This is a genomic window from Candidatus Poriferisodalis sp. (assembly GCF_965205175.1).
Taxonomy (GTDB): domain Bacteria; phylum Actinomycetota; class Acidimicrobiia; order Acidimicrobiales; family Poriferisodalaceae; genus Poriferisodalis.
In genome coordinates this window covers 142,520-161,731 of the sequence record NZ_OZ242038.1, presented here as the reverse complement: position 1 = coordinate 161,731, position 19,212 = coordinate 142,520, and the positions used below count along the sequence as shown (strand labels likewise).

Annotated in this window: 17 protein-coding genes and 1 riboswitch; of the genes, 7 read left to right on the top strand and 10 right to left on the bottom strand. The window is 67.5% G+C overall.

Annotation, left to right across the window (positions count from 1 at the left end; translation table 11 throughout):
* Positions 1-25: 25 nt before the first annotated feature.
* From ACOGI4_RS00715 to ACOGI4_RS00680, 8 genes are all read right to left on the bottom strand, one after another.
* On the bottom strand, positions 26-3,187 hold the full coding sequence (locus ACOGI4_RS00715; protein ID WP_419842042.1) for a hypothetical protein: 3,162 nt from the start codon (positions 3,185-3,187) through the stop codon (positions 26-28).
* A 310-nt stretch (positions 3,188-3,497) separates the two neighbouring features.
* The gene (locus tag ACOGI4_RS00710; protein WP_419842041.1) at positions 3,498-4,082 is read right to left on the bottom strand and encodes an MT-A70 family methyltransferase; all 585 of its coding nucleotides are present in this window, start codon (positions 4,080-4,082) and stop codon (positions 3,498-3,500) included.
* 45 nt (positions 4,083-4,127) lie between these two features.
* On the bottom strand, positions 4,128-5,288 hold the full coding sequence (locus tag ACOGI4_RS00705) for a pyridoxal phosphate-dependent aminotransferase (protein ID WP_419842040.1): 1,161 nt from the start codon (positions 5,286-5,288) through the stop codon (positions 4,128-4,130).
* 754 nt (positions 5,289-6,042) lie between these two features.
* The gene (gene cobO / locus ACOGI4_RS00700) at positions 6,043-6,645 is read right to left on the bottom strand and encodes a cob(I)yrinic acid a,c-diamide adenosyltransferase (protein WP_419842039.1); all 603 of its coding nucleotides are present in this window, start codon (positions 6,643-6,645) and stop codon (positions 6,043-6,045) included.
* A 63-nt stretch (positions 6,646-6,708) separates the two neighbouring features.
* A complete protein-coding gene (locus tag ACOGI4_RS00695) occupies positions 6,709-7,515 on the bottom strand; it encodes an ABC transporter ATP-binding protein (protein WP_419843056.1) in 807 nt (268 codons plus the stop codon).
* 77 nt (positions 7,516-7,592) lie between these two features.
* The gene (locus tag ACOGI4_RS00690; RefSeq protein ID WP_419843055.1) at positions 7,593-8,624 is read right to left on the bottom strand and encodes a FecCD family ABC transporter permease; all 1,032 of its coding nucleotides are present in this window, start codon (positions 8,622-8,624) and stop codon (positions 7,593-7,595) included.
* A gap of 87 nt (positions 8,625-8,711) precedes the next feature.
* Complete coding sequence (locus ACOGI4_RS00685; RefSeq protein WP_419842038.1) at positions 8,712-9,611, bottom strand: ABC transporter substrate-binding protein; 900 nt, start codon at positions 9,609-9,611, stop codon at positions 8,712-8,714.
* A 51-nt stretch (positions 9,612-9,662) separates the two neighbouring features.
* A riboswitch (adenosylcobalamin (AdoCbl) riboswitch) is annotated at positions 9,663-9,808 on the bottom strand.
* A gap of 24 nt (positions 9,809-9,832) precedes the next feature.
* Positions 9,833-10,237 carry a DUF2784 domain-containing protein gene (locus ACOGI4_RS00680; RefSeq protein ID WP_419842037.1) on the bottom strand — a complete coding sequence of 135 codons (405 nt, stop codon included), beginning with the start codon at positions 10,235-10,237 and terminating at the stop codon, positions 9,833-9,835.
* Between the two features lie 123 nt (positions 10,238-10,360).
* Here ACOGI4_RS00680 and ACOGI4_RS00675 point away from each other — a divergent pair, with 123 nt between their 5' ends.
* From ACOGI4_RS00675 to pncB, 6 genes are all read left to right on the top strand, one after another.
* Positions 10,361-11,377: a FecCD family ABC transporter permease gene (locus ACOGI4_RS00675; RefSeq protein ID WP_419842036.1), complete on the top strand. Its 1,017-nt coding sequence runs from the start codon at positions 10,361-10,363 to the stop codon at positions 11,375-11,377.
* A gap of 35 nt (positions 11,378-11,412) precedes the next feature.
* Positions 11,413-12,384 carry a FecCD family ABC transporter permease gene (locus tag ACOGI4_RS00670; protein ID WP_419842035.1) on the top strand — a complete coding sequence of 324 codons (972 nt, stop codon included), beginning with the start codon at positions 11,413-11,415 and terminating at the stop codon, positions 12,382-12,384.
* On the top strand, positions 12,374-13,195 hold the full coding sequence (locus ACOGI4_RS00665) for an ABC transporter ATP-binding protein (protein ID WP_419842034.1): 822 nt from the start codon (positions 12,374-12,376) through the stop codon (positions 13,193-13,195). Before ACOGI4_RS00670 ends, ACOGI4_RS00665 begins: the two co-directional genes overlap by 11 nt.
* Before the next feature lie 296 nt (positions 13,196-13,491).
* Positions 13,492-14,364: a heme/hemin ABC transporter substrate-binding protein gene (locus tag ACOGI4_RS00660; RefSeq protein ID WP_419842033.1), complete on the top strand. Its 873-nt coding sequence runs from the start codon at positions 13,492-13,494 to the stop codon at positions 14,362-14,364.
* 110 nt (positions 14,365-14,474) lie between these two features.
* Positions 14,475-14,789, top strand: a complete 315-nt coding sequence (locus tag ACOGI4_RS00655; RefSeq protein WP_419842032.1) for an antibiotic biosynthesis monooxygenase family protein — start codon at positions 14,475-14,477, stop codon at positions 14,787-14,789.
* An 80-nt stretch (positions 14,790-14,869) separates the two neighbouring features.
* On the top strand, positions 14,870-16,186 hold the full coding sequence (gene pncB / locus ACOGI4_RS00650; protein WP_419843054.1) for a nicotinate phosphoribosyltransferase: 1,317 nt from the start codon (positions 14,870-14,872) through the stop codon (positions 16,184-16,186).
* Here pncB and ACOGI4_RS00645 read toward each other — a convergent pair.
* Together ACOGI4_RS00645 and ACOGI4_RS00640 are read right to left on the bottom strand one after the other, a co-directional pair.
* On the bottom strand, positions 16,183-16,860 hold the full coding sequence (locus ACOGI4_RS00645; protein WP_419842031.1) for a peroxiredoxin: 678 nt from the start codon (positions 16,858-16,860) through the stop codon (positions 16,183-16,185). The two genes, pncB and ACOGI4_RS00645, sit on opposite strands and share 4 nt — an antisense overlap.
* 200 nt (positions 16,861-17,060) lie before the next feature.
* Complete coding sequence (locus ACOGI4_RS00640) at positions 17,061-18,197, bottom strand: NAD(+)/NADH kinase (RefSeq protein WP_419842030.1); 1,137 nt, start codon at positions 18,195-18,197, stop codon at positions 17,061-17,063.
* Between the two features lie 80 nt (positions 18,198-18,277).
* Here ACOGI4_RS00640 and thiD point away from each other — a divergent pair, with 80 nt between their 5' ends.
* Positions 18,278-19,144: a bifunctional hydroxymethylpyrimidine kinase/phosphomethylpyrimidine kinase gene (gene thiD / locus ACOGI4_RS00635; RefSeq protein ID WP_419842029.1), complete on the top strand. Its 867-nt coding sequence runs from the start codon at positions 18,278-18,280 to the stop codon at positions 19,142-19,144.
* Positions 19,145-19,212: the final 68 nt, after the last annotated feature.

The window sequence follows — 19,212 nt, the reverse complement described above, 5'->3', positions numbered from 1 at the left end:
GCGGGCCGAGTCCGCAGAAGGCCGTTCAGCCGATGGGTTGATGCGGGCCGAGGTGTCGTCCCCAGCATGTGACGCTGCCGTTGGTGCGTAATCCGCAGGTGTGATGAGTTCCGGCGGACACGGCAGTGAACGTACCCGCTGGCGGGATTGTCTGGCTGGGGCTACCGAAGCCCATGCAGATGACCCTGCCGCCGTCGCCTCTTACTGCGCACCAATGCCCACTGCCGACGGAAAGGTTGGTGAAGCCGACCCCCCACACTCGCCACGGACGGTTCCGTGTGTAACCCGAGCCCCAGCAGATCATGGAGCCGCTGTTGTCGTACAATGCACAGGTGAAATAAGCACCAGCAGACACGGTGCTGAACTTGCCCGCCGGTGGGGTTGCTTGGCCGTAGCTGTTGCTTCCCCAGCAGGTGATGGTGGCATCGGTGCGCACGCCGCAGGTGTGATGCCAACCCGCGGACACGGTGCGGAACTTGCCCGCCGGTGGGGTTGCTTGGCCGTAGCTGTTGCTTCCCCAGCAGGTGATGGTGGCATCGGTGCGCACGCCGCAGGTGTGATGCCAACCCGCGGACACGGTGCGGAACTTGCCCGCCGGTGGGGTTGCTTGGCCGTAGCTGTTGCTTCCCCAGCAGGTGATGGTGCCGTCGATGCGTACTCCACAAGTGAAATCATTGCCGGCAGACACGGTGCTGAACTGGCCCGAAGGTGCTGCTGCTGTCGGGCTGCCGCTCTTGTCGCGGCCCCAGCAGGTGACCGTGCTGTCGGAGCGCAGCACGCAGGCGTGGTTCCGGCCGGCGGATACTGCGGCGAACTCACTGGACGGCACATCTGACCGACCGTAGCCTTTCTCACCCCAGCAGATGGCTATGCCGTCGGTGCGCACGCCGCAGGTGTGATAGGTCCCCGCCGACACCGCGCTGAATGTGCCTGCGGCTGCACCTTGATCGTTGCCCCAGCAAGTGATGGTGCCGTCGGTGCGCACACCGCATGTGTGGTCATACCCACCGGACAAGGCAGTGAAGTGGCCCGGGGGTGCATCGGCTCGCTTGTCAATGTAGTAGCCCCAGCATACGACAGTTTTGTCGGTGCGCAGCCCACAGGTGTGGTGGTAGCCGGCGGACACTGCAGTGAACTTGCCATCTGGCACATCTTGCGCGGCCGCGAACCTGCGGCCTGGCGCATCTTGAGGTCTCGCGTGATGACGGAAGCGGCGACCGTCGGAGGATTCGCTGCTCAACGTTCCCGAAGGGGCTCTTGCGGAGCCGGAGCCATGGTGCTTGTAACCCCAGCAGGTTATGGTCTTGTCGGTGCGCAAACCACAAGTGTGAACGGCTCCGGCGGACACGGTAATGAACTTGCCAGCCGGGTGCGATAACTCGCGGTGATCGTCGCGGCCCCAGCAGGCGACGGTGCCGTCGGTGCGCACGCCGCACGTGTGATACCAACCGGCGGACACGGTGGTGAACTTGCCAGAGGGCGCTTTTGCTGCGCTCGTGTCGTAGGAGTTGCCGCCCCAGCAAGCCAGAGTTGCATCAATGCGCACGCCACAGGTGTGCCAGTTACCGGTGGACACCGTAACGAACTTGCCGGATGGCGGCGACGCCTCGCCGAATTCGTCGCGTCCCCAGCAGGCGATGGTGCCGTCGGTGCGTACCCCGCAGGTGTGATCCCAAGCGGCGGATACGGTGCGGAAGCTGTTGCTCGGGTTGGTGGTGAACTTGGTCGATGCGTTGGTGGTCGAATAGCTGCCGCAAGCCGATGAGTAGGGATAGATCTCCAGCTCGTACTCCCCGCCTGGGTTCAGATCCGCAACTTCAGCGCTGTTCCCAGGCACGTCGATGTTCCTGAAAGCGACCCTCCGGCCTGCGTCGTCGTAGACGAACACCCAGTAGTTGGAGGTAACGCACTCAGAAGCGTCTTCGCGGGCGACTCCGCGGGTCCACGTGAGCGACACGCCTTCGGCAGCGGGCACGACGCTGTCGAGCGATATGGGAGCATCGACGGAAGGTGGATCGTCGGCCAACGCCACAGGCTGGGTCGTTGTTGTCGTTGTGGGAGCGTTCGGCTCGGTCGTGGTCGTAGTGGTCGTCGTCGTAGGTGTCGTGGTGGTCGTGGAAGGAGGTGGCTCGGTCGTGGTCGTAGGTGTCGTGCTGGTCGTGGGGATGGTCGGCAGAATTGTCGTTGTGGTGGCGGGCGTTGGGGGTGTGGGTGTGAGCTGGCCGTGCTCGTTGTCGCCCCAGCAGATGACTGTGCCGTCGGTACGCAGCCCGCAGGAGTGTGCGTAGCCGACCGAGACGGTACTGAAGCGGCCGGCGGACGCGTCAGAGACGCCGGAGACGTAGTCGCGGTCGCCCCAGCAGACCACGCTGCCGTCGGTGTGCACGCCGCACGAGTGCCAGTAGCCGACCGAGACGGCAGTGAGCTCGCCCGCCGGCGGTGTTGACTCGCTGGACCCGTGCTCGCGGTCGCCCCAGCAGACCACGCTGCCGCTGGTGCGCAAGGCGCAGGTGTGACGGTAGTCGGCGGACACTGCGGTGAACTCGCCCACTGGTGGGGTGGCTTGGCCACGGTCGTTGTCGCCCCAGCAGGCGATGGTGTTGTCGGTGCGCAGCCCGCACGAGTGAGAGCGGGAAACCGACACTGCAGAGTATTCACCCTCCGGGACCGCCAGCCGGTTCTTGCCCTTGTTGCCCCAGCAGGTCACCGTGCCGTCAGTGCGCACCCCGCACGAGTGGACCCGCCCGGTCGACACCGCGCTGAAGGTCCCCAGCGGCGCTTCGGCGCGGCCCCACCGGTCGTCGCCCCAGCAGACGACGACGCCGCTCGTGCGCACCCCGCACGAGTGGGCGTACCCGGCCGAGACCGTGCGGAAGGTGCCCTCCGGGATCGCCAGCCGGTTCTTGCTGTTGTTGCCCCAGCAGGTCACCGTGCCGTCAGTGCGCAGGCCGCACGAGTGGGCCCGTCCGGCCGACACCGCGATGAAAAGGTCGCCAGTTTCCTCGGTCTCTTCCGCGGGCGGCTCGCTAGTCGTGGTGGTGGTGCCGGTCGGCGGCGGCTCGACGGGGCTTCCCTCAGTCGGGCGCTCAGGCGCTTCGCCGTCGAGGCCGGTCTCTTGGCCGGACGCGGCAGCGGGCGCCGTCACCAAGCTGGCCGCCACTGCGAGCGCGACGCTGCCGATCAGCATCCGCCGCCGTCCGCACCGCCTCGCCGTGTTCCTTATGGGTGCGAAGTTCGGGGGGGGGGGGGTAAGCGCATGACGAAAACGCTACCGGCACAGCGTCCGAGGTGACCGCCGGGGCGGCCGTGGACCGTGCGGGGATGAAGACGCATGTGGCGGTGGTGGCTGTCGGGGCGACGGCTGCGGTGCGGCAGGGGGTGGTGGATGCTGCGGGGACGAAGCTGTCCTCAGCTGCGGTTCAATCTGGCGGTCGTCTGAGCCGCCGGATCACGCGTCGATAACCTCACGCGACTGTACATCACGCTTGCTCAGGTGGTCACGTGCCATGTACTTCCAAGCCCCAGGTGGCCCAGCCTCGTTCCGTACAGGAGCGAGCGAACAGTTCAATCTTAGACTGTTCGGGAAACATGGCGTCAATTCGCCGCCGTACTTCGTCTGGTTTTGCGGAGTGCGCCTGCCGTTCCTCTTGCACCAACTGTCTCACGTTGCGCGCTCCGCGCGGCCGTGGAATGCGTCCACGCTTGAAGACTAAGCACAGCTCACATTGGCTCATGGTGTAGAAGCCGGGACTTATGCGCTGCTTGTCCCACACGAACGCAACTGTCGCCCATGCGAAACCCCACGCTTTGCCAAGTTCAATAGCTTGGTCAAGATGCGGGTTGGTCGCCCACATGAACAGCAGGCTGTTATTCGCTGCGATATCGCGCACCTGTAGTCGCTTGAGGTCGCCCAGCCTGACGGTCGGATAGTGACGTACTGCACCCCCGCTGTCTTGCCCGCCTGGACCATTGTGTTGCAGTTGGCCCTTGTAGTCCCAAGGTGGATCGGCATAGAGAATGTCAAACGTTGCGGAAGGCAGCGGCGGGAACAAGCTGGCTTCACGGGGTGCGTACATGCCCATCGCAACATGCTCAGCAGGCGTGTTGAGCACGGGCAGCGCGGTCCTTCATGCTTGGCGCCGGTGCTGCCAGGCGGTGAGGCGCTCGACGGTACGTTCCATGTCGTCGTTGCTGCCTGCGAAGGAGAAGCGGATGTAGCGATGGCCGTCGGTCGGGTCGAAGTCGATGCCGGGCGTGGTGGCGATGCCTAGGTCTGCCAGCCACGCGGCAGCCAGCTCGGCGCTGTCGTCGGTGAGGTGGTCCACATTGGCGTAGATGTAGAACGCGCCGTCGGGAGGGGCGAAGCGGTCGATGCCCGCGGCCGCCAAGCCCTTGAGCAGGATGCGGCGGTTCTCCACATAGCGCGCCACGTTCGCGTCGAGCTCGTCGAGGCTGTCGAAGGCGCCGAGCGCTGCGTGCTGGCTGACCGTTGCAGGCGCGATGGTGGCGTTCTGCGCGAGCCGCTCGACCGGCGCCACCAGCTCGGGCGGCAGCAGCAGCCAGCCCAACCGCCATCCGGTCATCGAGAAGTACTTCGAGAAGCTGTTCACCACCACGGCGCTCGGACTGGACGCAGCAGCGGTGGCAGCCGGCGTTCCGTAGGAGATGCCGTGGTAGATCTCATCGGAAATCAAGCGCACACTGGCGCTGTGGCACCACTGCGCAATGTCGCTCAGCTGCTGTGGCCTCAGCATGGTGCCGGTCGGATTGGCGGGGCTGGCCACGACAAGCCCGTCCAGTTCGCCGGCCGCAGCGAGCATCTCGGCAGTGAGGCGATAGCCGGTGTCGGCAGTCACGGAAATTTCGGTGACCTCGACGTCCAGCGCTTCCAGCGTGTTGCGGTAGCACGGGTAGCCCGGCGCGGTCACCGCGACCCGGTCGCCAGCGTCGAAGCAGGCCAAGAACGCTAGCGTGAAGCCCCCGCTGGCCCCTTGGGTGACCACGATGTTGGCTGACTCGACATGGTGGCCGTACCAGTCGGCGTAGTGCTGTGCCAGCCGACCGCGCAACGGCTCGATGCCTACCGCGGACGTGTAGCCCAGCACATCGTGGTCGATCGCCGCCTTGGCCGCGGCACGCGCGCCCACAGGCGCAGGCGTGGACGGCTGGCCGACCTCCATGTGGACAACTTCGCCGCCCGTCGCCTCCCGCCCAGCGGCAGCTCGCATCATTTCCATGACGAAGAACGGCGAGATACGCGCTCGCGACGAGACCTTCAAGCCGCTCACGGGGCTGCGCCCGGCAATCCGTCGGCGGCTGCGGTTCCGGTGGCACCGCAGACCTCCATGACACCGGAGACTAGGTGTGCTGAACTGGCACGCCGTCGACACGGCGCCGGCGTCACGGTCGACATCAGCGTGTCAGCAGGAGTGACGGCCCGGATGACCCGCACGTCGCACGCAAGGCTTGCAGCTTCGTGGCCCGACATGGCCGCAACGCGCACTCGCCTTGTTCGCCATCGACGCCCCGGGAGCATGAACAACGAAACTGGCGAATGAGGCGGTCTCCGGCGACGTCGACGGGAAAGAACTGGGAGGCGATGTGACATCATCGGGTACAGCCTCGGGCTGATGCAACTTCTGCCCTATGTCTGCAACACCGTCCCGATACCTCTGCCATGCTCTGGTCAGCAGTTCTCGGCGATCGTCGGCCAACTCGATCAGATCGCTGGCCTCGAGTATTCGCCACCCCGTCTCAGCCTCGCAGCATTCCGCGAGTACGCCTGTATCGCAGAGCAGTCTGACAGTTCGGCGCGCTGTTCGTTCGTGAAGACCGGTGCGTCTCAGCAGCACGGGCATAGTCACTTCATGGTGCCTCCGGGACGGTGCCGGCGCACCGCAGCTGACCGGCGATCTGTCCGCATTTTTCACTCAGCGGCCAAGTGATAGCACTAAGTGTCCGCCCTTTCATCTGTGCTGAGCGTCGCCAAGCGGTGCGGATGCGGCATCGACGGCCGTATGTCCTTTCGCTGGCGACGCAGCTTCAGTAGTCGATGCCCTTCTTGGCGCGGATGCCGGCGTCGTAGGCGTGCTTGGTCTTGCGCATCTCGGTGACAGTGTCGGCAAGGTCGATCATCCACGCCGGAGCGTCACGCCCGGTGAGGACGAGCGAGACATGCTCGGGACGACCGCGGAATGCGGCCTCGACCTCGGTGGCGTCGATCCAGCCCCAGTTCAGCGGATAGGTGATCTCGTCGAAGATCACGAGCCGATGCTGGCCCGCGGCGACCAGCTCCTGTCCGTGGCGCCACGCTTCTCGAGCCTCGGCTTCGTCACGTGTGAGGTCCTTGCTGTCCCAGGTGAAGCCCTCGCCCAGCGACCAGAAATCGATGCCCAGCGGCTCGGCCATCATCTGCTCGCCGGTCACCCAGTTGTCGGACTTCAGGAACTGCACGACGGCCACTGGCCACTCGCGGGCACGTGCTCGCATCGCCATGCCGAATGCTGCAGACGACTTGCCCTTGCCGTCGCCGGTGTTCACCACCACGAGGCTGCGAGCACTGCGCAAGCCGTCGGGCCGTGGGTCCTGCGTCGGCGGGGAGTCGGCGGATGCTTGTGTGCTGCCGCTTGTCTGGTCTTCGGTCATTGGGCGCCTCCTTGTGCTGGCGTTGAGGGCATTGGCGTCGGGATCGCGGAGTGGCCGGTGCGGTCAGGTCGTTGGTGCTTGCATCGAATCAGCGTGCTGCGAGAAATCGTGGGGTGCGGCGGCCTTCGGCACGATGATCGGGCCGTCAGGGTCGTCGATGATCCGCACCGCTGCGCCGAAGTGCTTGGCGATGTTGGCGGCGGTGAGCACCTCACGAGGTCTGCCTCGCTGCACGATGGCGCCGCCGGCCAGGATCGCAACCTGGTCTCCGTAGCGAGCGGCGAGTGTCAGGTCGTGCAGCGTGGCGATGACGGTGAGTCCGCGCTCGCGCCGCAGTGCCTCGACGAGATCGAGCGCGCCTTGCTGATGCCCGAGGTCCAGCGCTGTGGTCGGCTCGTCCAGCAAGAGGATGTCGGTTCGCTGCACGAGCGCTCGTGCCAGCACCGTTCGCTGTCGTTCGCCGCCGGACAGCGATTGGACTGCACGGCCGCCGAAGCCTGCGAGGTCCAGACGCGCCAACGCCTCCGCAGCGATGCGGCGGTCCGCCGCTGTCTCGCCCGCGAACACGCTCCGGTGCGGGCTGCGGCCCAGCAGCACGTAATCGGCTACCGGCATGCCACGGGGAATGACCGGGGTCTGCGGGACGTAGGCAACCTTGCGGGCCCGCGCCGAGCGGCGCAGCCGCTCAATTCCGTCGATGCTGACCGAGCCGCTGTAGGGAACGAGACCCAGCACAGCTCGCAGCAGTGTGGTCTTGCCGGCCCCGTTCGGTCCGACGACGTTGACCCACTCGCCGGCGGACACGTCGAGATCTAGGCCGCGCAGGACGTGCGCGCTGTCGAGCCGGACTCCGAGGGCCCGCACGTTCACGGCCTCGCGGTGGCCGTTTTGGCTGCTGGCGGGGTGCGGCGCGCCACGCGACAGAAACGAGGACTGCGCCTCCACGTTCACCAGATCTCCTTGCGGCTGGTTCGCAGCACGAACACGAAGAACGGCGCTCCGAGGAATGCGGTGACCACGCCGATGGGCAGTTCGGCGGGGGCGAGCGCGGTGCGCGCGACCAGGTCGGCCAGCACCATGAAGGCACCGCCGAACAGCACCGACAGCGGCAGCACGACACGGTTGGACGCGCCGAAGACCAGCCGGACGACATGGGGCACGATGATGCCCACGAAGCCGATGAGACCGCTGACCGACACTGCCGCCGCTGCCCCCAGCGACGCCGCCGTCACCACGATCATGCGCACGCGGCGAGGTTCGAGCCCCAGCGCTGCTGCCTCCTCGTCGCCGACGGCGAGCACGTCGAGGGCTCGCCGGTAGCGGAGCACCACCGCCGCGGTCAACGCGAAATACGGCAGCAGCAGCAGCGGCTCGGACCATCCCGAAGTGGCGATGCGGCCGAGAATCCAAGCAAAGATCTTGCGGAACGCGTCGCTGTTGGCCTGCAGGACGTAGGTCTGACACGCGGTCAGGAAGCTGGCGACGGCAATGCCGGCCAGGATCAGCGAAGCGGTGGAGCGGCCGCTGAGATGGCCGGCCGCGTACGACACCGACACCGCCGCCAGCGCACCGGCGAAGGCCGCCATGGGCACGAGATCGAAGGCGCCCGCTCCGTCGCCGAGATTGTTGGTGATGGCGATGGTGGCGCCGAGGCCTGCGCCGGCGGCGATGCCGAGCAGGTACGGATCGGCCAGCGGGTTGCGGAATGCGGCTTGGTAGGTCGCGCCGGTGACCGAGAGCGTCGCGCCGACCAGCAGTCCGAGGACGACGCGCGGCAGCCGGATCTCGGTGACGATCGCCGCGTGGGCTTCACTGAGGCCCGAGTCCACTGCAAGGCCGGGCAACAAGTCGGCCAGCTCCAGCACCACCCGGTGTGCTGAGATGCCGACCGGTCCGATGGCGAGGCCGCAGGCCACGGCCGCGGCGACGGTCGCGCAGGCGGCGGCGAGCGCTCGAGGGCTCAGGCGCGAGGTCGCCAAGGGACCTGCGGCCCAGTCGCCCGCGGAGGCTTCTGCCGCAGTCGTCGGATGACGCTGCGCGACGTCGGGCGGCACGGCGCGAGCCGCCTACGAGTCGGCGCTCATCGTGACGAGGCTCTCAGCAATCGCCTCGACGAAGTCGACCAGCCGTGGTCCCCACCGCGAGACGACGTCGTCGTTCAGCTCGACGATGCGGCCGGACTGCACTGCGGTGAGCTGATCCCATCCGGGGCGCGCAGCCACGGTGTCGGCGTCTTGAGCGCAGCACAGCGTGTCCGCCAAGAAGATGATGTCGGGGTCCGCGTCCAGCAGGAACTCGTCGCTGAGCTGCGGGTAGCCGGATGCGGTGCCGCCGGAGTCGGCCGGGTCTGCCACGTTGGCGAGCCCGAACAGCGAGTACACGTGACCGATGAAGGTGCCGCTGGTGACGGTGTACAGCGTGTCGTCGAGTTCGTGGTAGTAGCTGAGACCGGTCACGTCGGGCGCGGTGGCAACCAGCTCAGCAATGCGGCTGCGCATCTGCGCGGCGAGCCGGTCGGCCTCGCCGATGAGTCCCAGCGCCTCGCCGAACTGCGCGATCTGCGCGTAGACGTCATCGAACGTGGTAGGTGCTTGGTGCACGAGCACTTCGATGCCGAGCGACTCCAGATTGTCGGCAACGCCGCCGCCCGCCTCCATGACGACCAGGTCGGGGTCGAACGACGCAATGGCCTCGACGTTGGGGTTCCATCCGCTGAGGTCAGTGACCGGAGCGTCGTCGGGGTAGTAGGAGTACTCGTCGACGGCCACCACTCGGTCGCCGGCGCCGATGGCGAAGAGGATCTCGGTGCCGGTGGGCGAGAGGGAGACAATCCGCCGATGCGCATGCGCAGTCTCGTCGCTGGTGCCGCAGGCTGACGCCAGCATCAGCACCACGGCGACCGCCCGCACCAGCTTGCGGACCACGGAATCCCGCTTGGCGGCGGCATGGCACATGGCATCGCTCATGAAGTACCCCCTTGTGCTCGAGATCGGCGTCGAGCAGCGAGAGCACCCGCCGCACGAGCCGTTCCTTCCTCGAGGAATCGGTTCGTGTGCATGGCGGCCGAGAGGCGACCGGACTCGTCCCCTGCTGGGGCATCACCGTTGCGGGACAGCGCCGGGATCTCACCGGCTTCGCTCACGACTGCCGAGCGAGAGTGTACGACGTAGACCGATGACCGGGCGCGCTAGGGAGATTTCGGCGTCTTGTCCGGGGTGCTGCCGGTGTCCCGGGCCGGCTTGGACCGCAACAGGCGCCAGTAGCCGGCGGCGTTGGGCACCGTGAGCGCAACCAGAATCAGCAAGTTGACCCGTCCGTCGATGCCCGGCGGGTAGACGGGCTCCACCAGATAGTGGGAGATGAAGCCCGACTCGTAGGGCTCACGACCGGCCCGGCGCAAGAACCACTTCTCCCAGACGGTGAGCGGGCAGTCGGCGCCGGTGATGTTCACCACGCCGGCTGCGCCCATCGCTGCCAGGTGCCACTTCGTCAGCTTGGGCCAGCGCTTGGCGCACAGCCCGCCAACGAGCAGGAACACGATGAACGACAGATGCGACACGGCCGCAAGACGCGCCAAGCCCACAGCGACCATCGCCAAGAAACTAGTGGCGTGGAAGCACGTGAGGTGCGTCGGCGCCTAGCGCGCCCCGCAGAACTCGCCCTTCAAGCGGCGAAAGGGTGAACATATGCTGTTAGGTTTACCTAACATATGTCGATGCGCTTGCGGTCGTCCAGCCGTTTGTGGCGGGCGGTCCGGTTTCCCGCAGCAGCGGCGCTGTTCGTTGCGACGGTCTTCGCCAGCTTGCGTTACGGCGCCTTGCCCCTCGATGCCGCCACGGTGTGGTCTGCTGTGTGGGACTACGACCACACCGACCACGGTCAGGTCGTCGTTCGAGAACTGCGTGTCCATCGCACGGTCATCGGCACGCTGGCCGGTGCCTGCTTGGCAGTGGCCGGAGCGCTGACGCAGGGTGTGACGCGAAATCCGCTGGGTGCCCCAGGGATCCTCGGCATCAACGCCGGTGCCGCCTTGGCCGTCGTGGGCGCCATCTACGTCGTCGGCATCACCACCCCCGGGGGCTACGTCTGGTTCGCCTTCGTTGGAGCGCTGGCGGCAACGCTGCTGGTGTACGCGATCGCGTCGGCGGGAGCGGGAGGAGCAACGCCGGTCAAGCTCGCGCTGGCGGGGGCGATCATCACCGCGCTGGCCGGCTCGTGGACCGCGGCGTTGCTGCTGCTCGATGTGGCAACCCTGGACCAAGCGCGCTTCTGGCTGGCCGGGTCCATTGCAGGTCGCGGCACGGCAGAGGCGACACTGCTGATGCCGGTCATCGGCGTGTCCCTCGTCGCGGCACTGCTGATCGGCCGTCAAGTGAACGCGCTGAGCATGGGTGCCCAGCTCGCAGCGGGCCTCGGCCAGCGGGTCGCCGCCGTTCGTGCTGTAGCGAGCGTCTTGGTAGTAGCGCTGGCCGGCTCGGCCGTCGCACTCGCCGGCCCCGTCGCCTTCGTGGGTCTGGCTGTGCCGCACATCGTCAGATCGGTGGTCGGCCCGGACTATCGGCTGATCATCGGGTACTCGATGCTGCTGGGTCCGTGCTTGCTGCTCGGCGCCGACGTCGTCGGCCGTGTGATCGTGGCCCCGTCGGAGTTGCAGGTCGGCATTGTCAGCGCCGCACTTGGCGCGCCGTTCCTCGTGTACTTGGTTCGCCGAAGTCGTATGGCGGAGCTGTGAGACGTCGCGCGACAGCCGCCGGCTCGCCTGCTCGTGTGGTGATCCTGTGTGTCGCGGCCGGTTCGGCGGTGGTCGTACTCGCTGTGGTCGGCCTGGTGCTGGGCGACTTCCCGGTGCCGGTGCGGTCCGCCATCGCTGCGGCGTTGTGGGATCGCGGCAGCGAGTTCGACTTCGTGATCCACTCGCTGCGCCTGCCGAGACTCGCGGTCGCGGTGCTCGCCGGCATGTGTCTGGCGGCTTCGGGAGCGCTCTTTCAGGCGCTGATTGACAACCCGTTGGTCTCGCCAGACGTCATCGGCATCGACACGGGCGCGGCCGCCGCAGCCGTGACGATCCTCGCCGCCGGGTTCGCCCCGCGCTGGTTGCCGCTCGCAGCGTTTGGCGGAGCGCTGGCAGCGGCCGGTCTGATCTTGGCGCTGGCATGGCGGCGAGGCACCAGCGGCGCGCGGGTCGTGCTGGTGGGCATCGGCATCAACGCGTTGCTCAGCGCTGTCATCACCTTCATGCTCGTGCGTTTCCCGATCGAACGCGTCAGCGCCGCAGCCCGTTGGCAGGCCGGCACGCTGTCGTCCTCGTCGTGGGGCGATGCGCGCACCTTGGCCGTCGGAGCAGCGGTGCTGGTGCCGCTCGCCTATGTGCTGGTGCGCCGTCTGCGAGCCATGCAGCTGGGAGACGACGCGGCCGTGGGTCTCGGCGTGCCGCTGGAACGAAGCCGTGTCGCCGTGGTCGCAACCGGCTGCGGCTTGGCGGCAGTCGTCGTCGCCGTGGTCGGCCCGCTCGGATTTGTCGCACTGTTGGTGCCCCATATCGCGCGTGCGCTTGCGGGCAGTCTCGGCATCGGCGTGATGACGCTGACCGTGCTGCTGGGCGCGGTCATGCTGCTCAGCGCCGACATCGCTGCACAACGGCTGTTTGCGCCCACCGTGCTGCCGGCAGGCGTCATGACGGCCGCATTGGGCGGCCCGTATCTGCTGTGGGTGCTGCGGCGGTTCCATCGTGCAGGCTGAGGGGGCGTCGCAGCTGCGAGCAGAGGGGTTGCGCGTCTGCTACGGCGGTCCTGACGTGCTGAGCGGCCTCACTGCTGTCATTCCCGCAGGTCAGATCACTGCGGTCGTCGGGCCCAACGCATCGGGCAAGACGACGCTGCTGCGGGCACTCGCGCGCCTGTTGCGACCCAACGAAGGTGCGGTGTACTTGAACGGCGCAGATATCGCCCGTCAGCCCACCCGAGCCGTCGCCGTACAGCTCGGCCTGTTGCCGCAGTCGCCGCGGGCACCTGACGGCCTGAGCGTCGAGCAACTGGTGCGCCGGGGCCGCTACCCCCATCAGCGACTGTTCTCGCCGTGGTCTGCCCGCGACAGCGAGGCCGTCAACGAGGCGCTCGAGCTCACCGGCCTCGGCGACGTGAGGCAGCGCGGCGTGGACGAACTTTCGGGAGGCCAGCGCCAGCGCGCTTGGATCGCCATGGCACTCGCACAGGACACACCGCTGCTGCTGCTCGACGAGCCGACCACCTACCTGGACATCGCGCACCAAGTCGAGATGCTCGACCTGCTTGAGCGCTTGCACCGTGACCAAGGCCGGACCATCGTCATGGTGCTGCACGATCTGAACCACGCATGCCGCTACGCGTCGCATCTGCTGGCGTTGGCGAACGGGGAGATACGGGCCGCAGGGCCGCCGTCGCAGGTGGTGACAGCCGCGCTCATCGAGCAGGTGTTCGAGGTGCGGGTCAGCGTCATCGCCTGTCCGGTCAGCGGAGCGCCCTTGTGCATTCCTCATTCGCACGCGTCGCGGCAGCGCTCGCCGGCGGGATGACGGCAGCGGCTCTCGCAACGAGTGGCAGAATTGTCCGTAGCAAGACATGTTTGCAACAATAGTTAGGTTTGCCTAATATATGGCGTATGGCAACGATTGATGACGTGGCAGATGGCAGTGCAATACGGGGCCTCATGCTGACAGGCGTGTTACTCGGCTGCCGAGGGCATCGACCGTCGGCTGGCAGGCTGCGTTGGGTTCGCCTGCGCCGTTGCGCGATCGCTGCGGTTATGGCTGGTGCCGTCGCCGGTTGCGGCGTCAGTGCAACCGCAGCTGACGTCCCCGATGCTGACGCGGTGACAGCGGTTGGCATCGGCGCATCACTCCCTTCCACGGTCGTCGACGAAACCGGGGCCGAGATCGCCGTGGGTTCCGTCGAGCGCATCATCCCGCTCGACGGAGATCTCGCCGAGGTGGTCTTCGCGTTGGGATTCGGCCAACAGGTCGTCGCCACAGACGTGTCCGCGACCTATCCGCCGGCCGCTGACGCGCTTCCCAAGATCGGCTACCAGCGAGACCTGGCTGCGGAGACCATCGCCGCCCATGCGCCCACGCTGTTGCTGGCAACCGACATCGCCGGTCCGCCCGAAGCACTCGACGACCTGCGACGTCTCGGCTACCCGCTCGTCATCGTCCCCAACGAGGCGACGCCCGACGGCGCCGGCCGCAAGATCCGCGCGGTGGCCGCTGCGCTGGGCATCCCCGACAAAGGCGAAACGTTGGCCGCCGAGGTCGACGCTGCCATCGCCGCTGCAGCTCTTCGGGCCGATGCGGACATCGCTCGGCCGCGGGTGCTGGCGCTGTACGTGCGTGGTGCGATCGCGCAACTGGTGCTCGGGCAGGCGTCCAACACGCACTGGCTGATCGAAGCGGCCGGCGGGGTCGATGTCGGTGCCGCCATGGGCGTTCAGGACAGCGCTCCCATCTCCGCCGAGGCGATCTTGGCTGCTGCCCCCGATGTGTTGCTGGTCCCCGCAGCAGGTCTCGCAACGGTGGGCGGGATCGACGGCTTGCTGGACATCGGCGGCCTCGGGCAGACCCCTGCCGGCCTGCACCGCCGCGTGCTCGTCTACGACGACCAGCTGCTGCTGGGCAACGGCCCGCGAACCGCGCAGTTGCTCGCGCAGTTGCGCGACGACCTCGCGACGACATGGTCGCGGTCACCCTGAGCGATGCGAGCGACATGCCGCACGCGAGGTCGCGACCGGGGCCGTCGTGCTGGAGTATTCCTGCACCTCAGCCATTCCGAAGAGGCCAATCCGGAAAAGGAGAAACAAGCATGAGCATCGTGCGCATCAATGCCATCACCGTGCCCGAGGACGCAGGAGACGAACTCCTGACGCGCTTCAAGCGACGTGTCGGCGAGGTCGAGCACATGGAAGGATTCGAAGGCTTCGAACTGCTCCGACCCGCCGAGGGCAACACGTGGTACGTCTACACGCGCTGGGCCAGCGAGGCAGCGTTCCTGGCATGGATCCAATCGCCGGCGTTCGTCCGGGGTCACGCCGAAGCTGCACAACAGCCGATCGCCCACGGCGCTGAGCTGCTGAGCTTCGACGTGGTGCTGTCCGCTCGGCCATCCGGCGGCGGCTGATCTGGGTCGGCCGAGCGCTGCCGGGCCGGCTCACGGTACGCAGCCGTTCGTGCGGGCAGACTTGCTGTGTGGCTACGGCCATGATGACCGACCTGTACGAGCTGACGATGCTCGACGCGGCGTTGCAGTCCGGCGTGGCCTCGCGGCGCGCCTGCTTCGAGGTGTTCGCCCGTCGACTGCCGCCAGGACGCGGCTACGGCGTGGTGGCGGGTCCCGGCCGGCTGGCAGGGCTGCTCGCGGACTACCGATTCGAAGCCGAGGACTTGGCCTATCTCGCTCGGCTCGGACGCTTCAGCGACGGCCTGCTCGACTACCTGGCGTCATTCCGATTCGACGGCGATGCCTGGAGCTACCGCGAGGGCGACTTCTACGTGCCCGGCAGCCCAGTGCTTCGCGTCGACGCCTCGCTGGGCACTGCGCTGCTGGCGGAGACGCTGGTGCTGTCGGTGCTGAACCACGACTGCGCGGTCGCATCTGCAGCGGCCCGGATGCACGATGTCGCGCAGGGACGTCATCTGATCGAGATGGGCGGCCGCCGCACCCACGAGCTTGCAGCCGTCGCCGCAGCGCGGGCCGCCTGGCTGGTGGGCTTCGATGCGACGTCGAACCTGCTCGCCGGTCAGCAGTTCGCCATACCTACCGCCGGCACGGCCGCCCATGCGTTCACGCTGGCCCACCATGACGAGGAGGCAGCGTTCGAAGCGCAGATGAGAGCGCATGGTCTCGAGACCACGCTGCTCATCGACACGTTCGACGTGCGGACCGGGCTGGAACGAGGATTGGCTGCCGCGAAGCGTCTCGGCGGTGTCCCGGGAGCGGTGCGCATCGACTCGGGCGATCTCACCGTGGAGGTGCCTCGGGTGCGTCAGTGGCTAGACGACGCCGGCGCCGAGTCGACTCGCATCGTGGTGTCGGGAGACCTCGATGAGTACCGCATTGCCGATCTGGCACACCTGCCCGTGGACGGCTATGGGGTGGGCACCCAGCTCGTGGTCGGCTCGGGCCACGCGACGGCCGGCATGGTCTACAAGGCGGTTGCCATTGCCCGTCGATCCGGCACGCACGAGCCGGTGGTGCCCGTCCACAAGGAATCGGCGGGCAAGGCCACCCGGGGCGGGGTGGTGCGGCCCTATCGAGTGGTGCGCAACGACGAAGCCGTGTCGGAGACGCTGGTCGAACAGGATCGCCCCGGCCCTACCAACAGCCGGCCGATGCACGTCCCGCTGCTGCGATCCGGCCAGTCCGCATACCCCTACACGCTCGCTCAAGATCGCGTCTTCCACCAGCGCGTGCGCGCAGAGCTGCCGGCCTCGATGCGCAGTCTCGACGGCAGTCCGGCCTTCGAGGCCGAGGTGGCCTCCGAGCCCAGCGAGCCAAGTGTGAACGGGTTTGGCTAGTCGGCTGACCGTGCTGCGCCCGGCTGGGGCACCAAGCGCAGATACGGCAGGGGCGATTCCCAGCCGTCGGGGTACTTCTCGGCCGCAGCCTCGTTCGAGACAGCGGGCACGATGATGACGTCGTCGCCTTGGCGCCAGTTGGCCGGTGTAGCAACCTGTTCGGCGGCGGTGAGCTGGCAGGAGTCCAGCAGGCGCAGGATCTCCGTGAAGTTGCGACCGGTCGTCATCGGATAGGTCAGCGATGCCTTGATCTTGCGGTCCGGCCCGATGATGAACACCGTGCGAGCCGTGGCGTTGTCGGCGGCGGTGCGTCCCTGCGAGGTGTCGCCGGCGTCGGCGGGCAGCATGTCGTAGAGCTTGACGACGTTGAGCTCAGGGTCGCCGATGAGCGGGTAGTTCACTTCGTGGCCCGTGGCCGAGGCGATGTCTGACTTCCAGCTCGTGTGGTCGCGCACTCCGTCGACGCTGATGCCGATGATCTTGCAGTTGCGGGCAGCGAACTCGTCCTTCAGGCCGGCGACCGCGCCCAGCTCGGTGGTGCAGACCGGGGTGAAGTCCTTCGGGTGAGAGAAGAGCAGTGCCCAGCCGTCTCCGATCCAGTCGTGGAAGCTGATCTCGCCTTCGGTGGTGTCGGCAGTGAAGTCGGGCGCTGTGTCATTGAGGCGGAGTGCCATCGTCGTCCTCCATGGGGGTGGGGCAGTGGCCAGAGCCGAGCGGGACTCGGACCGTGCCGGCAAGGGTAGCAGCCTTTGTCGATAAATCCGACTGGATTAGTCAGGAATGCATCATGCGGCGGGACGAGCCCCACCGTCATGTCCGTCGGCGTCAGGTCCCGACGGCGCCATGCACCTGTTGCCGCCAGGCCCTTCGGGTCTCAGCAGCAGTCGCGGACTTCGGTGCCGTCAGCGCGCCGGTAGCCCATAGGGGGCGCCGCGCTGAGTTCCTGGCTGACGGACAGTGACGCTGCGGCACCACGCAAGGGCATCTCGAAGACGCCGGCAGCGGCGCCTAGCTCTAGGGTTCGCTGCACATCCACCACCCTCGGCCCGTTGCGCTGCACCCTTGCGGTCACCGACTCGTGCGCGCCGATGGCACGCTCCCGGTCGCCGTCGAGCGACAGCACGGCCGGCCCTCGAAGCTGCGCGGCTTCGCCCAGCTCGAGGGTGCGACAGCTGAGCACGGGTACCGTCCCGTACAGCCCGGGTGCCAGTGGCGCTCGCATCGGCCGGCCGCCGGGGCCGCACTCCACCAGCACGCCCGCGTCCTCCGCACGCGAGCACGGTCGCAGCAGCCCTGCCAGCGAACTGAGGCCGATGCTGGCCGGATGGGCCTGCGACACCAGCAGTTGTCGCATCCGCATCCCGTCGGCCGGCATGCGATTGCCGACGAAGTCGTCTGCCAGCGTGACCGCGTCTACCAGCGCGATCTCGCTCCAGCAGCCCGGCAGGACTGCGGTGACCAGCTTCGACCGTGGTGCGCACGCAGCTGGGCTCACTGCGCCGCTTGCCACCAGCCCAGCTGCAGCGCCGGCGACGGTCGGCTCGGTCAGGCTGGGAAACACATTGTTGGTGCCGGTCGACATCGGCACGAGCGTGGCCTCGGGCCAGACCTTCGCGATCGTGCGGTTCGTACCGTCGCCGCCCAATGTCACCAGCACGCTGACGTTGCGAGACCGCATGGCCTCGGCTGCACGGATCGTGTCGGCGGGCGAGACAGTGGCGCCCACGTCGACGATCTCCACCTCGGCATCGATGCGCAGGTCTGTCAGCGCACCGGTGGCGATGCTGAACGGTTCGGCCATGGCCACAATCCGCGTAGCGCCTGCGGTGACGGCGCCGATGACCGCACGAGCGATCCGATTGCGCTTGTCCTCAGTGGTGGACACTGCGCCCCGCGCCGCTACCCGGCGAACGTCGCGCCCGGAGACCGGGTTGGCGATGATCCCGACCGTGCCCCCGGCAGCGTTGATGCCGCCGTGCGAACAGCTGCGCGTCTGCACGGATCCGGCCATTGCCCTGCGACGTTAGCTGTGGTGTCGCGTGAAGGCCGCGTGAACGCCCGGTGGCATCTTCAACTGTTGTACTGGTGCAGATGACCGGCGTGAGCAACGGCGAGAGCTGCCGTCAGGCCCGGCAGCACGCGTCCCGGCAGCACGAGCGCCGGCCCGCCGCGTTGACGATCTCGGGGGCTGATTCCTCTGGCTCGGCGGGACTGGCAGCAGACTTGAGCGCCTTCGCAGCGTGCGGCGTCCATGGTGCATTCGCATTGACGCTGGTGTCGGCGCAGAACACTGTCGAGTTCCGGACGGCGAGCCCGGTCGATGCCGACCTGGTGTCAGCGCAGATTCACGCGGTGCTCGACGACCTGCCCATAGGGGCTGCCAAGACGGGCCTGATGCTCTCAGCGGAGACGGTGGCAGCCGTTGCATCGATCGCCGAGCGCAGGCTTGCTCAGCTGGTCGTGGATCCTGTGCTGGTCGACGGCGCCGGCCGCCCCATGCTCGCCGCATCGGCCGAGCGCGCGATCGTGACCCGGCTGCTGCCGTGCGCTCGAGTGGTGACGCCGAACCACCTCGAAGCAGGTCGACTGCTGGGCCGAGAGCTGCCTGAGCAAGCTGACGCGTGGATCGAGGCAGCCCACGAGATCGCCGCTGCGGGACCGGAGGCTGTCATCGTCACTGGCGGCCGGCTTCGGACTGGAGAGACGATGACCGACGTCGCCGTCGTCAACGGCAGTGTTCGGCTGATGTCGGCGGCGCGCATCCGGACTCGCAATGTGCGCGGTTCGGGCGATGTGCTCTCGGCCGCGATCTGCGCCGAACTGGCCAAGGGCACCGCACTCGAAGCTGCAATCGACCGCGCCCACCATCTCACCGCCCGTGCCGTCGCCGCAGGCGCCAAGCGGCGTCTCGGTGCTGGACCCGGACCGGTGGGCATTGCCGGCATGGTGAGCCCATGAGGGTGGGCGCATGAGCTCGGGCCGAGCAGCGGGAACGAGTTGCGATGAGTTGCCTACACTGCGGGCAC

Coding starts and splice junctions, on each gene's coding strand:
- ACOGI4_RS00715 (WP_419842042.1), bottom strand. CDS start 3,187: ATGCTGATCGGCAGCGTCGCGCTCGCAGTGGCGGCCAGCTTGGTGACG.
- ACOGI4_RS00710 (WP_419842041.1), bottom strand. CDS start 4,082: ATGGGCATGTACGCACCCCGTGAAGCCAGCTTGTTCCCGCCGCTGCCT.
- cobO (WP_419842039.1), bottom strand. CDS start 6,645: ATGACCGAAGACCAGACAAGCGGCAGCACACAAGCATCCGCCGACTCC.
- ACOGI4_RS00685 (WP_419842038.1), bottom strand. CDS start 9,611: ATGAGCGATGCCATGTGCCATGCCGCCGCCAAGCGGGATTCCGTGGTC.
- ACOGI4_RS00680 (WP_419842037.1), bottom strand. CDS start 10,237: ATGGTCGCTGTGGGCTTGGCGCGTCTTGCGGCCGTGTCGCATCTGTCG.
- ACOGI4_RS00675 (WP_419842036.1), top strand. CDS start 10,361: ATGCGCTTGCGGTCGTCCAGCCGTTTGTGGCGGGCGGTCCGGTTTCCC.
- ACOGI4_RS00655 (WP_419842032.1), top strand. CDS start 14,475: ATGAGCATCGTGCGCATCAATGCCATCACCGTGCCCGAGGACGCAGGA.
- pncB (WP_419843054.1), top strand. CDS start 14,870: ATGATGACCGACCTGTACGAGCTGACGATGCTCGACGCGGCGTTGCAG.
- ACOGI4_RS00645 (WP_419842031.1), bottom strand. CDS start 16,860: ATGGCACTCCGCCTCAATGACACAGCGCCCGACTTCACTGCCGACACC.
- ACOGI4_RS00640 (WP_419842030.1), bottom strand. CDS start 18,197: ATGGCCGGATCCGTGCAGACGCGCAGCTGTTCGCACGGCGGCATCAAC.
- thiD (WP_419842029.1), top strand. CDS start 18,278: ATGACCGGCGTGAGCAACGGCGAGAGCTGCCGTCAGGCCCGGCAGCAC.